This window comes from Pseudomonas argentinensis (assembly GCF_001839655.2).
Classification (GTDB): Bacteria; Pseudomonadota; Gammaproteobacteria; order Pseudomonadales; family Pseudomonadaceae; genus Aquipseudomonas; species Aquipseudomonas argentinensis_B.
This window is the reverse complement of record NZ_CP056087.1, coordinates 3,937,200-3,951,616: the sequence shown is the minus strand read 5'-3', so window position 1 is coordinate 3,951,616 and position 14,417 is coordinate 3,937,200. Positions and strand designations below refer to the sequence as shown.

Genomic DNA, 14,417 nt, shown 5'->3' with positions numbered 1-14,417 from the left:
GGAGGTGCCCCATGGTCTATGAAATCGCGCTGCTGCCCATTCACGAGCAACACCTCGAACGCTTCAGGCAGGCATTCGCCGAGGTGGCGCCCTTGCTCTGCCGGGCCCAGGGCTACGGCGGCCACCTGCTCGCCCAAGGCATCGAAAACCCGCTGCACTTCAACCTGATCGTGCGCTGGCAGTCCCTGGAGGACCACACGCAACGCTTCGAAGTGAGTGACGACCACCAGCTGTTCATGCAGGCCCTGGAGCCGTGCTTCTCGGCAGAGCCGACCCTGTACCACATCGAAGGCGCCGCCTTGGCAGGTGGAACATTGGGCGAGCAGGGCGGCCCCTTCGGCAGCGAATGGCCGGTGGCGTGAGGGCGTCGGGCGTACCGGGCGGCAGCGAGGCAGTACGCCTTCTGCCTTGGCAGGTGGACTGTTCGCTGGCGCTACGAGCGGCCGGCGTTCCGGTCCACCCTACGCGCTGGCCACGTCCGCGCTAGGCTTCTGCAGCTCTGGCGGCGCGGGGTTTTGCTTTGGCCGCCGGCAGCGAAGGGCAGACCACGCGTAACAGCTTGCGAAAGCGCGGGCAATCCATATGCGATGGCGCCGGGCATTCGGCCACGTGCCGGAGCAGGCGGCTCATGGTGGTCATGCGCACAATCTGGCGGTCGAGCTCGTCGGCGCGTTGCAGCAGCGTGGGCCGCGGCAGGTCGGCGTTTCGATCCTGGTCGAACATGCCGCCGATGTCGTCCAGCGAAAATCCCGCAGCCTTGCCCAGGCTGATCAGGGCCAGCTGAACGATTGTCTCCTCACTGTATTGCCGGCGCAATCCGTTCCGGCAAACCGGCTGGATCAGGCCTACTTCTTCGTAATAGCGCAGCGTGGAGGTGGGCAGCCCGCTGGTTTTCGAGAGCGCCCCGATGTCGACGAGTTTCATGCTTGACCTCAAGTTGACTTGAAGTTGCATAGTAGGTCATCCCGTCCTCGCCAGGCACACTTCAGCCATGAAACCGCAAGCATCTTCCGCAGCCAACGTGCCCACGCTCGCGGCACTGGCGGGCGCCATCCTGTTGGCATCGCTGGGCACCAGCATCGCGACGGTCGCGCTGCCGCACCTGGCAACGGTGTTCTCGGCTGGCGTGACAAGGGTGCAATGGGTGGTGCTGGCCTACCTGCTCGCCGTGACTGTAGCTATCGTGGTGGCCGGGCGCCTGGGCGACCTGTATGGCAATCGCCGGGTATTGCTCGCCGGCATCGCGCTGTTCACCCTGGCCAGTGTCGGCGGCGCCATCGCGCCGAGCCTGGGGTGGCTCGTCGCCGCTCGTGCGCTGCAGGGGCTGGGGGCGGCCGTGCTCATGGCGCTGCCGATGTCGATCGCCAAAAGCCTGATCGCCAAGGCGCGCCTGGGCGCCGCGATGGGCCTGCTGGGCAGCATGTCGGCTATCGGCACCGCATTGGGGCCGTCGCTCGGCGGCTTGCTGATCGGCCAGTGCGGCTGGCGCTCCATGTTCGTGCTGTTGGCGCTGTGCGGCGCCGGCCTGCTGGTGCTGGCCGGCGCTTGTGTTGGCAAAACCGCACCCTCGGCAGCCTCTGCCCGTATCGATTGGGCCGGCTGCGCCTGGCTATGCGCTGCACTGTTGGGCATCGCGCTTGCGACCACCGGCAGCCAGGCAGGCATTGCCGTTCAACCTTGGGCACTGCTGATGCTGGGTGTGGTGGCAGGCTTGCTGTTCATCCGCACCGAGCTGCGCGCGGAACACCCGCTGATCCCGGTGGCACTGTTTCGCGAGCGCGCCATCGTCGCACCACTTGGTATGAACCTGCTGGTCGCCAGCATCATGATGTCCACGCTCGTGGTCGGGCCCCTGTTCCTGGCGTTCGGCCTCGGGTTGAGCGAGGCGGGGACAGGGCTGGTAATGGCCGCCGGGCCGGTTGCCGCGGCGCTCTCGGGCGCACCCGCCGGCCGGCTTACCGACCGCTTCGGAACCGACCGCGTGCTGCTTGCGGGCCTGCTGCTGGCTGCCCTGGGGCTGTGTGGCTTTGCGGTATTGCCGGGGCTTATCGGGGTGCCGGGTTACCTGACGGCGATGCTGTTGATGACCCCAGGCTTTCAGCTGTTCCTGGCTGCCAACAACACCGCGTTAATGAACCAGGCCGCTGAGGCGAACCGCGGCGTGCTCTCGGGGTTGCTTGGCCTGTCGCGCAATCTCGGTTTGCTGACGGGTGCCGCGCTGCTGCCGCTGGCATTCGCTTCGTTACTGGATGGCACAACCCTGGCTGACAACTCTGCCACAGTTATCGGCAATGCCTTTTCCATGACCTTCCTGGGTGTGGCGGGCCTGTGTTTCCTCACCTTGTTGTTCGCAGCAAGGGGCCGATTACAAGCTTGCGGCCATCACCCGATCTAGAAATGCAAAGCGTACCGGGCGGCGTGCCGTTCGTGAAGCGCCTTTGCCTGGGTCGGCGGACTGTTCGCTGGCGCTACGAGCGGCCGGAGTTCCGGTCCACCCTCCGGCATACCCGCTGCCTTTGGCCGATAGGAGCTTGTTGTGGATGGCAGCCAGGAGCTATCGGCGAGGTTATCGCGTGTGTCCTGCGCTCGCTGCCAACCTCCTCGGAGGGGGCGACTTTTTAGCTTGCTGAAACGTTTCATCAAGTCTATAAAAATGGCACAACTTCAAGAAAGGCTGCTCCCATGACCCCGCTCAAGTTCTTTGTTGCCCTCAGCGCATTGTCCGCTGCCTCCCATGCCATGGCCTGGGATTACGTTCTGCTCGACACCGATAAAGCCGCCCGGAACTGGCAGGTCACCAGCCAGCAACTCGGCATAAAAACCGACAAACCCTTCAGCGTTACCCTGCGCACCTTGCACGGCGGTCGGCAGGAGGGCGTCAGCATCGTCGACATCGATAACGGCACGATGAAACTCTCGGTAGTGCCGACTCGCGGAATGAACGTCTTGCAGGCCTCGGTCGGTGATGTGCGCATGGGCTGGGATTCGCCGGTCAAGGAAGTGGTCAACCCGGCCTTCATCGAACTCAATGGCCGCGGTGGTCTGGGCTGGTTGGAAGGCTTCAATGAACTGGTCACCCGCTGCGGCTACGAATGGGTCGGCCACCCCGGCGTCGACAACGGCGAACTGCTGACCCTGCACGGGCGAGCCGCCAACATTCCGGCGAGCAAAGTCACCCTGCATATCGATGAAAAACCACCCTACGCCATCACCCTGCGCGGCGAGCTGAAAGAGCAGGCGTTCAAGAAGGTCGACTTCTCGGTCGCGACCGAACTGGTCACCGAACCCGGCAGCGTCGCGTTCGCCCTCAACGACACCCTGACCAACAACGGCGACTATCCCAAGGAATACCAGGCGCTGTATCACAGCAACTTCAGCACCCCGTTCCTGGAGCAGGGCGCCCGTTTTGTGGCGCCGGTGAAGCAGGTGTCGCCGTTCAACGACAAGGCCAAGGGCGATCTGCCCGACTGGCAAACCTATCGCGCACCGACCAGGGACTACGACGAAACCGTTTACAACCTGGTGCCCTATGCCGATGCCAAGGGCGATACCTTGACCGTATTGCATAACAAGGCGGGCAGCCTGGGCGTTTCGGTCGGCTTCAATACCCAGACCCTGCCGGTGTTTTCCCTGTGGAAAAACACCGATACCCAAGGCCAGGGCTATGTCACGGGGCTGGAACCGGGAACGAGTTTTTCCTACAACCGCCGTTATCAGCGGCCGCTGAACCTGGTACCGACAATCGGGCCAAAGGAACACAAGCAGTTCCGCATCAGCTACAGCTTGTTGGCGGATAAGGCGGCGGTGGACAAGGCCTTGAAGCAGGTGAGCAAGATTCAGGGCGGGCGGGAGACCGAGGTGCGGCAAACGCCGCTGGTTGATCTGACCAAGGAGTGACATGGGCTGGAGCGTTGGCAGCCGATATCGCAGCCCCTTGGCCAAGTGTGCGTCTGATCCCGTCGCCTTGTTCAAGGTCCGCCAGCGAGCGACCTTGAGCAGTCGACGGGCTGCTTGCAGCCATTCGGTCACTGCTCGGTGAGCAGGGCGGCCAGAAGGGCGAGGCGGCTGCTAACCCATGGCCGGCGCGCTTGTAACAGGGCAGGACAGCTGCCGGCTGAGGTATGGGCGTGGGGCGTACCGGGCGGCGATCCGTTCGCGAAGCAGCACGCCTGTTGCCTTGGTAGGCGCACTGTTCGCTGGCGCTACGAGCGGCCGGCGTTCCGATCCGCCCTACGCGCTAATGCCTGGGAAACAACCGCTCGGCGACGACACCCCGCGTGAGCAGCCTGGCCGCGTCGTGGCCCACACCAGCGACGGTGATCTGCGGATGATGGATGGCGACCCCCCACTGTTGCGAGACAAAGGCCTCGTAGCGCAGGTAGTTGCGCTGGCGTTGCAGCCGATTGGGGCCTTGCAGGGCGGCGGCGCAGGAACGATCAAGCACAGGGTGCTCGGGGTTGTCGTCGTGCTCGCCGACCACGAAGGTCACGTTGCGAGCCACGTATCGGCGAAATAGCTGCTCGGCGCTCAGGTGTTGGCGCGACAGGTAAGGCGGCGCGACCTCCAGGCCATAGCGGTAGCGGTTGTAGTCCGGGCAGTCGGCAGCAGAAGCAGGTCCGACAGTGCCCGCCTGCACGCGGTTGCCGTCGAGATACACATACGAAGAAGGGCTGGAAATCACGTAACGCACCGCAATGCCCTGGCCCGCCAGGTGTGCATCACCCTGGCCCAGTACGGCGTAACGCTGCATCAGCTGGCCGCCTGCCGAATGGCCGATCAATACCACCTCCTCCAGCGCCGGAAAGCGCTTGCGATCCGCCAGGTACGCCAGCACATCATCCAGCACCGCGAACGCCTCGATGCCCGACCGGCCTTGCTCCGAGGCCGTGCCATGCATCCATTTGTCCCGCGCCCACAGGGGCATGTCCTTGCCGGCGCGGCGATCCTCGGCGGTGAGGAAGTTGAGCGACAGCAGCAGGTTGTCGCGGCCATCGAGGCCGGCCTCGCTCAACAACTGCAGGCCCGTTTCAAAGTAGTCGTCGGCATTGCGCCGCACACCATGCACCAGCACCACGGCCCGAGAGGCCTGGCTGGCATTCGTCATATGGGCATTGGCGTAGGCGAGGAAGCTATAGGGCGCGTCCTGGCCCAGGCGCAGCACATAGGGATTGGCACTGCAGAGCCCGCCATATAAGGCCGATGCCAACAGCGCGAGGGCCAGCAGTACCCCTTTGCAGTGGCCTGGCTTGCACCTGGCGCATCGGCGCCCCGGATCGTTATGCGGCATATCCACCTCGGGAAAAGAGCCGCCTCACTCTAGCGCTTGGATGGCGGCGCTGATACCCGAGCGAGCGGCAAGCGGTGGGCTATCGCGGCCCACCGCTTGCCGGCTTACAGCTGCAGCTCCGTTCGCCTGGCCAGGTGCCCGCCCCCCAACGGTGAGCACAGGCGTTGGTGAATACGGCTGAGAAAGCCCAGCTCGAAGGCATGGCGCTGCGCACCGGCCGGGAACTGCTGGCGCTCCAGCAGCAGGCCCGTCCATAGCCAGCCGCTGTTGCCGTCGTCCAGCCAGGCCTGGGCCTGTTGGGCGCCGTGGGTGAAGCTCGCCTGGCAGTTCTCGCTCAAGCCGAAGGTGGCCGCCCCGTGCCCGTCATGGGCGGGCAGGTAGGCGAAGTGCTGTTGGCGTTCACTCATGCCCGCCCCTCCCTTGCGCCTGGTTGATGGCCTGGCGATACAGCACCACCAGCTCGCTGAGCATCGCGTTGCTGATATCCGCCAGCTCCTGCTCCGGCATACGCCTGAGCAACTTGGCCAGCAGCGCGGCCCGGTACTCGGCGGCGGCGAGCACCGAATAATCATCGGCCACATGGCTGAGCAGTGGGTTTGGCGGTGTAGGGAAGGGGATAACGACGGATTCAAAGCGGCTCATGCGGCACCTCCAGAATGGAAGCGGACAAGACGGCTTGCAGCCCAGGGCGGTGCCCTTGGGTAAAAGGGGGGAAATGCATAATCCTTATGCTCCTTCGTGAGTTTAAGGAGCCGCGTTCCATTCGCTACCACACGATATGGAGGCGGACCGTGCAAGGGTGGTAGACCGACTCACGAAGGAAGGCCGGCCAGGCCGAAGCCTGCCTCACACGGCCCGCCATAACTGCACGAGAAAGCAACAGGCACAAAAAAAGCGCCTGCTCTCGGCTATGGCGCTACCGCGCCTTCGTGTGAATCGGGCTACCACACCCGGTCACGGGATTTACCGTGACGGGTGGGACTGTAACGTGGGGGAACAGTGGAGGCAAGTTTGGGTAGCAGAGGCGTTGTGGATGGCTGCTTTCGCCTCCAAAAGCCGTCATTAAGTCATATCAAGGCTCATGTATTACTGCACTCACTGCAGCAATGAAATGCCAATTCCCTGCATTGTTTGTCTTCTGTCGTCCCTTCATGCTGCATGGATCAAGCTTCGTGTGCTGACATAGCCGATGTCGACACCTGTCGCCGCGAGCCATCGTGACGCAGCAGAAGACTTAGCGACCAGTGCAGATTACAGAGCAAACCTGGGCGGCTTTGGCGGTCTGGATACATCAGGCCCAGCTCCGCTGCGACGAGGTACCGCACCCGCACGCCGTGGCCTACGATGGCATCCCTGACCTAACAGGACGAAGAACCTAGGGGCAGTTCGGCGCCTCCTCGCCATACCTAGCTTGAAAGCACCACCCGACTCCAGCCTGCTGGGCCGTCTGTCGAGCTAAGCAACCTTAGTCGGCTCGCGCTAGTCACAGCCAAGTGACTTAAAAGTGCGAGAATGGCGATGCCCGCAAAGCAAGAAGAATACAGAACGCTCATTGATGGACCAGACTCAGCGTCCATCGACGCCAGGCCTGTCCATGTTGACTGCCTGGTTATTGGCGCTGGCCCTGCTGGACTAACCACGGCCGTCTATCTGAGCCGGTTCCACCGGAGAGTATTGGTTGCCGACGGTGGGCGCAGCCGCGCAAGCCTTATCCCACGTTCTCATAATTACCCAGGTTTCCCGCCCGGCATTTCCGGTGAAGACCTGTTGGATCGATTGCGAGAGCAAGCGCTGCGTTATGGAGCGATCCTTGAGCAAGGACGTGTGGATAGTCTGCTTCAGAACCCAGCTGGTTTCACCGCGCAACTCAATGGACGAGAACTTACAGCGCGTCGGGTAGTGCTTGCGACCGGCATCATCGACACGCTGCCGCGTATGGAGAAACCTTACGATGCGGTGGCCCAATCGGTAATCCGGCTGTGCTCAATATGCGACGGTTATGAGGTCAACGGTGATGACGTAGCGGTTTATGGCGAGGTGCACTGCGCAATCAATCATGGGCTTTTCCTGCGCAACTTCACTGACCGTGTGACGGTGCTGGTCGACGATGATACCCAGGCATGCGAGGAGGCGATTGCGGCGGCCCGGCACGCCGGGTTACGGGTCATCAACGACAAGGTCGAGCATATCGAAGTCAGCGATGGCAAAGTTCTGGTAATGACGTGCAAGGGTGAGCGGTATTGCTTTGACATTGTATATCCGTCGCTCGGATCGCATATCTGCTCCGAGCTAGCGACCCAGTTGACTGCTCAAACCGGTGACGAGGGTGCCTTGTTGGTAGACGCGCACCAATCGACGTCGGTGAAGGGCCTATACGCGGTCGGGGATGTGGTGGACTCGCTAAAGCAAATCAGCGTTGCCACCGGTCAGGCTGCTGTCTGCGCTACTGCAGTGCATAACAGCCTAGAGTTACGGCTATGGGATCGCGAGCGCGACCAGGTAGCCTCTTCTCATACCGTTGCGTCCCCTTACAGCAGCTCTATTTAGCGGTTGCTTCAAACGTACACTCCCGATGGTTGCCTGCCCCTGGGGCTGCTTTTGGCCGGTTAGCGATGGCCTACTTTCACTCGCTATGCGCTTGTCAAACCTCGGTCGGTTCCGCCGTCGCCAAGACGTCATCGACCGCAACTGCAGTGTGTCGAACGGTGATATCGAACTTCGTATGCGATGCCAATTGTTGGTTTGGCGAGTTGCCCGGCACCCAGCCTGAGGCTGCATGCAAAGCGGCAGCTTAGCCAGGCACGACTGGCTTAATCATTACGGAAAAGGCAGTGGGACAGCAGCCGATGCTGCTGTGGAGCAGGACGCGGTTTGGATTGACCCTGCGCTCTGTTCGCTAAAGCTTGCGCCGTTTCGGTTCCCAAAGGAGGCGAGATGTCTCGCCCTCCCTACAACGCCGTACGCATCACCAGCGCAAAGCTTCGCGGTTCGCCATAGGTGTTGTAGGTGTTGAGGTTGCCGACCCGTGCGTAGTAATGGCGATCGAAGAGGTTATTGCCCATCAGGGCCACCGAGGTCTTGCTACTGAATTCGTAACCGACCTGGGCACTGGCCAGGGCATAACCGCCCTGGCTGCGTAGCGGGGTATCGCTGCTGCCATCGGTGCCGCTGCTGATATGCAGGCCGCCCCCCACGAACAGGCCCTTGAGGCCGCCGTCCAACAGGCGGTATTTGGCGTAGGTTTTCAGGGAGTGGCGTGGCTCGTAGAGCGAGAACTTCTCGCCGGGCAGGAAGCGGTCCTCGAGGTACTGGCTGGTCAGGTAGCTGTAGCCGATGGAGAGGTTGAGGCTGTCGCTGGGCTTGCCGCTGATTTCCATTTCCCAGCCTTCCACCTGCACCTCACCAGCCGAAACGAAGAAGCCTGGGTTGTTCAGGTCGCTCATGGCCCGGTTCGTGTCGTTGGTGCGGAACAGCGCAACGGAAGCGTCCACCGCGCCGTCGAGAAACGAGGCCTTCAGACCGGTTTCCCATTGCGCGCCGATTCGCGGTTCCAGGCTGGTGCCGCCGACCGTTTGCTGTGCCTGGGGAATGAAGAGGTCCGAGTAGCTAACGTAGCCGTTGAGGTTGTCGGTGAAGGCGTAGATCACCGCGCCGTAGGGCGTGAACTCGCCGGTTTCCTTGCGCGAGGCGTTCCAGGCGCTGGGGGTGGAGGGCGCGACGCTACGGCTGCGGTATTCGAAGTCGCTGCTGCGCCCGCCGAGCACCACCGTCAACGGGTCGGTCAGGGACAGGCGCAACTGCCCGTAGATACCCCGCTGGGTGGTCTCGTTCTCGGAACCGTTGGTAAACACGAAGTCGGGTTCCGGAACGACGTCCGGATCGTTTATCGGCACCCCGAAGAAGGGCGCCGCATTGACGCTGCGCGACTGGTTCGCCTGGCGATCCTGGTTGTAGCCCAGGGTGGCGTGGTGGTTTCGGCCCAGTGCGGAGAAGGGGCCGGTGAGGTACAGGTCGAAGGCGTTGCGCTTGGTGTCGCCATCGTTCTTGCGGCGGTTGTAGCGGGCGATCATGCCGCTGTCCGGATCGACGCCTGCGCCCGGTGCAGGAAAGGCATCCTTCCAGAATTTGTCCTGGGTGCGCTGGATCAGCTTGCTCTTGAGCTGCCAGCCGTTGGCGAAGGCGTGCTCGAGATCCAGGGCCATTTCCGTGGTTTCGTAGGCGAAGCGTGCCCACTCGGGGTATACGTGGGTCGAGCGCGGCACGTCGAGAAAGCGGCCGTCGGTGTAGGCCGGCAGGCCCATGCTCGGCGAGTCCATATGGTCTTCCTGGTGGCTGCCGGTCAGCGATACCACGGTGTCCGGGGTGAGCTGGTAGTCGAGCGTGGCATAGCCGAGCCACTTGTCCTTGTGGCTCACATCCCAGAAGTAATCCTGTTCCTGCCAGGCGGCGACCACGCGGCTGCGCAGGCGGCCTTGGGCATCCAGCGGCGCGCCGGCGTCGACCATGATGCGGCGATTGTTCCAGGAGCCGACCGAGGTGGTCAGCGACACCCCGGGCTCGTACAGCCCGCGTTTACGCACCATGTTGACCAGCCCACCACCGCTGCCGGAGCCCATGAACAAGGCGGCCGGCCCGCGCAGTACTTCCACGCGCTCGTAGATGGCCATGTCGTATTCCTGGATTCCCGAGCTGCCGCCATACACCGGTACGCCGTCGTAGGCCATGTCCAGGCTGTAGCCGCGTGAATAGTACTGCTGGGTAATGGAGTCCCAGGGCGCCACGGATACCCCGGTCACTTCGTTGAGCACGTCGCCGATGGTGGTGAGGTTCTGGTCATCCATGCGCGTGCGGGTAATGGCGCTGACCGATTGGGGAATGTCGATCGGCGCCAGGGCGCTCTTGGTGCCCACCGTCAGCGCTTCGGCCTTGTAGCTGGTGCGTTCTTCGACGGAGCCGGAAACCTTGGTAGCCGGCAGGGTGCGGGTTGCGGTTTCAGCCCAGGCCTCTGTTGTCAGGGATGCCAGAGCGGTAAAGGCAAGGAGGCGATAGGGAGGCTGGTTCATCGATAAGGCGCCAGAGGGAGGGGCGCAGAGATTAATCGTAACGTTATTATGTAACATCTGGGTAATGTAACAAATTATGTCTAGGGTGGGGCTCTATGCTCGGCCTGGGTGAGGCGAGGGCTATCGGCCTGTTGCCTGGCTATCGACGGTGATGAGCGGAACCAGGCGCCTGCTCGATTGCAGGCCGCTGCCGTTGGATAGAGGGCGTGGATGGCGCTGCCGTATCGGCTAGGCCCGCAGCGGGCAGTCGTTCAATGACAGGCCACAATCGATGCATGAGTCCAGCTTGTTTCTCGGCACCAGCAGCGACTCGATTCGATCATTCAGCTCTGATTGCCAGTGCTGCGAAAGCGCGCGCCAATCCGCTGCGGTGGGCGTACGGCTTGCGGGTAGCGCAGCGAAGCACTCGCCAACCTCCGTCATTGACATGCCGGTCTGCTGGGCAATCTTGATGATGGCGATCCGGCGCGATACGTCCTTCGGGTACCGACGCTGATTGCCGGCACTGCGGTGCGCACCGATCCAGTTGTTCACTCCGCCTCTGGGTGATGCCATGGACGGCTGCCTCTGTTCCTGCCTAGTCTTGCACGGTCTGCCGGAACTGGCCGACTGCGTTCACTACTCGCTGTGCCTCTGCGCGGATTTGCAGCATGACTTCGCCGGCCTGGCCGGCCAGGTCAACACCTTTCCCCACCTTGTCCTGGCTGCCCAGCATGCTTGCCACGGCACTCTGGGTCAGGTTCTGGTTCAGTTGAACGACTTCGTTGATCTCCACGGTTGCCTGGCTGGTTCGAGAGGCCAGGTTGCGAACTTCATCCGCCACCACGGCAAAGCCGCGGCCAAGTTCACCCGCTCTTGCAGCTTCGATCGCCGCATTGAGGGCGAGCAAATTGGTCTGATCGGCGATACCTCTGATGACCTGGACAATGCTGCTTATACGGTCCGATTGGGTACTGAGTGCGCGGATTTGCTCGGAGACCTTATCGAGCTCCTCGGAAATCCCGCGAACGACCTGCATCGTCTCGTCCACCGTGGCAGCCCCCTTCACCGAGCTCTCATCCGTTTGCCGGGCTATGTCGTAGGCCAGCTGCGCCGCTTCCGACTCAGCGTTGCGTCGCTCGATCTGCGCGGTGATATCGCTCGCGAACTTGATGACGCCATACAGCTTGCCGGCCGCGTCATAGAGCGGGTTATACGTGGCTCTAAGCCATACAACGCGGCCATGTTTGGTAACACGCTTGAAAACTTCATGGATATAGTCGCCCTGGTTCAAGCGCTGCCAGAAACGCCGATAGCCATCGCTGTTAACCTCGGCGGGCTCGCAAAACAGGCGATGGTGCTTTCCACGGATTTCGTCCAATCGATAGCCCATGGTGGCCAGGAAGTTTTCGTTCGCTTCGAGCACCTCACCGTTGAGATTGAATTCGATCACGGCCATTGAACGGTCTATGGCGCTAAGCATGCTGGTCTGTTTGTTTTCGGCTTGTATCTGCCTGGTAATATCGGCTGCAATCTTGATAACGCTCACCACCTGACCTGCGCCGTCGTGCACGGGCATATAGGTCGCCTCGAGCCAGATCTCGCGCCCATCCTTGGTGAGCCGCATGAAGCGGTTGCTGAAACTTTCCCCATTCGAGAGCCGGCGCCAGAACTGACGATACTCCGGGCCATTCACCAGGCTTGCAGGACAAAACAGCCGATGGTGCTGGCCTACCACCTCTTCGAGGTGATAACCCACCACGTCTAGAAACGCTTGGTTGGCGTCCAAGATTTCTCCAGCGGGGGTGAACACAATCATCGCCATGCTGCTGCGTATCGCCGCCATTTTTTGATCGATGTTCTCGAAGCGATTTTTGTATGCCTGCAATTCATCGCGAAGATGTGAAGAGCCGAACATGATGACCTCTATGCAATGGCTGAGGGGCGGAGAATTGTTCTTTTCTGATTATCGTCCGAAGCTCGCCAAAGGCGAGGGAGCAGTGATGAAATTCACCTCCCGGCTGTCCCTGAGCAGGCCTTGGCCGTCTCTGCAGAGCGTCTTCACATTGGCCCTACCTTCGGTGTCGTTACGTTGCTCGAGCTTCAATCCTTGAGGATAGGGGAGGATGAGACACCCCTTCCGAACGTGAATCTCCTCCACTCTCATCGGCCAGGGGAGGTCAGCCAGGCTGCCCGGTCGGCCAGCGACCCTCGTCTAACCAGGCGAGAAGGGCGGCTGGGGATAACGGCTTGGCGAAGTAATAACCCTGGCCCTGCTGACAGCCCCAGCCTCGTAGCAGGTGGTAGTGCAGCTCCGTTTCAACCCCTTCCGCCACGACGGTCAGACGAAGATCGCGCACCAGGCTGATCAGGCCTCGGACGATATGCCATTCGCTGTTACCCGGCTGGAGATCGGCCAGCAGAGAACGATCGAGCTTGACGCTGTTGGCCGGAATCTGGCGCAGGTAGGCCCAGTTACTGTAACCACTGCCAAAGTCATCGATGCCAATGGCCACGCCCAGATCGCGAAAGCGTTGCAGCTGAACCCGCACGGCCTGGAAATCGGTTACCAGGACACTTTCGGTAAATTCCAGCTCGATGAACCGGGGTGCCACCTTGAACGCTTGCAGGGCCTCGACCAGCTGATCGAACAGATGCCCGTCAGTCAGATCCAGCGCCGAGACGTTCAAGGAGACGGTCATTTCCAGGCCCTGAGCGCGCCAGGCCGACAACTGCTCGCAGACGCGCCGCACCACCCAGCTGGTGATATGACGAATCGAGGCCGTGCTTTCGGCCAGCGGGATGAATTCAGCGGGACTGATCTCACCGAGCGTGGGATGCGACCACCGTAGCAGTGCCTCGACGGCAACGCACCGGTTGCCCGCCAGATCGACGCGAGGCTGGTAGACCAGCCTGAACTGATCAGCAGCGGCAAGTGCCGCCTCGATGTCATTGAGCAGTGCAGTGCTGCGACGCAGGCTCGAATCGATCGCAGGATCGTAATCGAGCCACCGCCGCTCGCTTCGGCGCGCCGCATCGGTGATGCTGGACATCAGGCGCAGGACCTCCGTCGGTGCGCCGGCTTCGCGCCCGAGCTGCAGCACGCTGATCCCTACATCGGAGAAAACCGGGATTTCCGCGCAGTACAGCGGCCGTTCGAAGGCATGCACCAAGCTGTCGACCAGGCTGGACAGCGACAGTGCCCGGTGGCTGAGCAGGGCGACAAAGCCCAGGGTGCCGGAGCGGTACAAACGCGCCCCGGCGGGCAGCAACTTCAGGAGCAGCTCTTTGACCGCCAGCATGAAGTTGGCGAAAAACGCGCCCCCAAGCGACTTTGCCAGGCTGTCCATCCCCGTTGCGGAAAGCGGCTCGATGAGGATGGCGACGCGGTCTTGTTCCTCGAGCCCCTGCAGGATGTCCGCCTCGAAGCGCTGCCGGTTGGGTAAGCCTGTCATCGGGTCGATGTAGTGCGAGCGATGTATGGATTCCAATCGCGCCACCACGACCTGGGCCGCGTTGCGCAGGAGGGTTCGCCCTTGCTCGTCCATTGGCCCATGGGCTTTATGGTCAATCACGCAGAGCCTACCCAGGTTCCGCCCTGATTTGATTATCAGCGGAGCACCTGCGTAATAGCGGATAAATGGAGCGCCTGTTACCAGGGGGTTGCCCGAAAAACGCGGGTCGCCGACAGGGTCGCATATTTCCAGCACCGCCCCTTCGTCGAGACCGTGCACGCAGAAGGACATTTCCCGCGACGTCCGTTCAGGCTCCATGCCCACACGGGCTTTGAAAACCTGGTAGTCCCGTTCGATGATGCTGACCAGCGAGGTAGGCACCTTGAAGTAGCTGGAGACCATCGCCACGATGCTGTTGAGCACCGGGTCCGAGCCGCTTTCCAGGTCCGAGGTCAAACGGTCTACGTCGACCAGCCGTGCCCGTTCTTCTTCGGGCGAAAGATTGCACGTGATCATGTTAGCTACTATTGGGGTGATAGGGCGGCCGGGAGCACCCCGCCTGGGTGCTCGGTGACTGCCTTGAGCTTATCAGCTCGCCATCTCTTCACAATTGTGGTTAGCCATGACGCTGTT

Annotated in this window: 12 protein-coding genes; 4 read left to right on the top strand and 8 right to left on the bottom strand. The window is 61.9% G+C overall.

The window, feature by feature from the left end; genetic code table 11:
• Positions 1-11: 11 nt before the first annotated feature.
• Positions 12-362: an antibiotic biosynthesis monooxygenase family protein gene (locus SA190iCDA_RS17775; RefSeq protein ID WP_070885384.1), complete on the top strand. Its 351-nt coding sequence runs from the start codon at positions 12-14 to the stop codon at positions 360-362.
• A gap of 121 nt (positions 363-483) precedes the next feature.
• Here SA190iCDA_RS17775 and SA190iCDA_RS17770 read toward each other — a convergent pair whose 3' ends face one another.
• The gene (locus SA190iCDA_RS17770; RefSeq protein ID WP_070885383.1) at positions 484-924 is read right to left on the bottom strand and encodes a helix-turn-helix domain-containing protein; all 441 of its coding nucleotides are present in this window, start codon (positions 922-924) and stop codon (positions 484-486) included.
• 67 nt (positions 925-991) lie between these two features.
• On the opposite strand from SA190iCDA_RS17770, the gene SA190iCDA_RS17765 reads away from it, so the two are divergent.
• Complete coding sequence (locus tag SA190iCDA_RS17765) at positions 992-2,395, top strand: MFS transporter (RefSeq protein ID WP_070885382.1); 1,404 nt, start codon at positions 992-994, stop codon at positions 2,393-2,395.
• Between the two features lie 287 nt (positions 2,396-2,682).
• Complete coding sequence (locus SA190iCDA_RS17760; RefSeq protein WP_070885381.1) at positions 2,683-3,897, top strand: aldose 1-epimerase family protein; 1,215 nt, start codon at positions 2,683-2,685, stop codon at positions 3,895-3,897.
• 340 nt (positions 3,898-4,237) lie between these two features.
• Here SA190iCDA_RS17760 and SA190iCDA_RS17755 read toward each other — a convergent pair whose 3' ends face one another.
• The 3 genes from SA190iCDA_RS17755 to SA190iCDA_RS17745 form a co-directional block, all read right to left on the bottom strand.
• Complete coding sequence (locus SA190iCDA_RS17755; protein ID WP_236100890.1) at positions 4,238-5,206, bottom strand: alpha/beta fold hydrolase; 969 nt, start codon at positions 5,204-5,206, stop codon at positions 4,238-4,240.
• A 185-nt stretch (positions 5,207-5,391) separates the two neighbouring features.
• Positions 5,392-5,694, bottom strand: coding sequence for a LasR-specific antiactivator QslA (locus SA190iCDA_RS17750; RefSeq protein WP_070885379.1), 303 nt, complete (start codon positions 5,692-5,694; stop codon positions 5,392-5,394).
• Positions 5,687-5,929 carry a hypothetical protein gene (locus SA190iCDA_RS17745; protein ID WP_070885378.1) on the bottom strand — a complete coding sequence of 81 codons (243 nt, stop codon included), beginning with the start codon at positions 5,927-5,929 and terminating at the stop codon, positions 5,687-5,689. The genes SA190iCDA_RS17750 and SA190iCDA_RS17745 overlap by 8 nt, the downstream gene beginning before the upstream one ends.
• An 870-nt stretch (positions 5,930-6,799) precedes the next feature.
• Between SA190iCDA_RS17745 and SA190iCDA_RS17740 the strand changes: the two genes are divergently transcribed.
• Positions 6,800-7,834: an NAD(P)/FAD-dependent oxidoreductase gene (locus SA190iCDA_RS17740; RefSeq protein ID WP_329610169.1), complete on the top strand. Its 1,035-nt coding sequence runs from the start codon at positions 6,800-6,802 to the stop codon at positions 7,832-7,834.
• A 401-nt stretch (positions 7,835-8,235) separates the two neighbouring features.
• Here SA190iCDA_RS17740 and SA190iCDA_RS17735 read toward each other — a convergent pair whose 3' ends face one another.
• The 4 genes from SA190iCDA_RS17735 to SA190iCDA_RS17715 all read right to left on the bottom strand — a co-directional run bounded on the left by SA190iCDA_RS17735 (position 8,236) and on the right by SA190iCDA_RS17715 (position 14,300).
• Positions 8,236-10,350, bottom strand: coding sequence for a TonB-dependent siderophore receptor (locus SA190iCDA_RS17735; RefSeq protein WP_070885377.1), 2,115 nt, complete (start codon positions 10,348-10,350; stop codon positions 8,236-8,238).
• A 228-nt stretch (positions 10,351-10,578) separates the two neighbouring features.
• Positions 10,579-10,884 (bottom strand): redox-sensitive transcriptional activator SoxR, encoded by a 306-nt coding sequence (gene soxR, locus SA190iCDA_RS17730; protein ID WP_170833936.1) that lies wholly within the window; start codon positions 10,882-10,884, stop codon positions 10,579-10,581.
• Positions 10,885-10,927: 43 nt separating this feature from the next.
• The gene (locus tag SA190iCDA_RS23255) at positions 10,928-12,247 is read right to left on the bottom strand and encodes a methyl-accepting chemotaxis protein (RefSeq protein ID WP_070885375.1); all 1,320 of its coding nucleotides are present in this window, start codon (positions 12,245-12,247) and stop codon (positions 10,928-10,930) included.
• 262 nt (positions 12,248-12,509) lie between these two features.
• On the bottom strand, positions 12,510-14,300 hold the full coding sequence (locus SA190iCDA_RS17715; protein ID WP_070885374.1) for a GGDEF and EAL domain-containing protein: 1,791 nt from the start codon (positions 14,298-14,300) through the stop codon (positions 12,510-12,512).
• Positions 14,301-14,417: the final 117 nt, after the last annotated feature.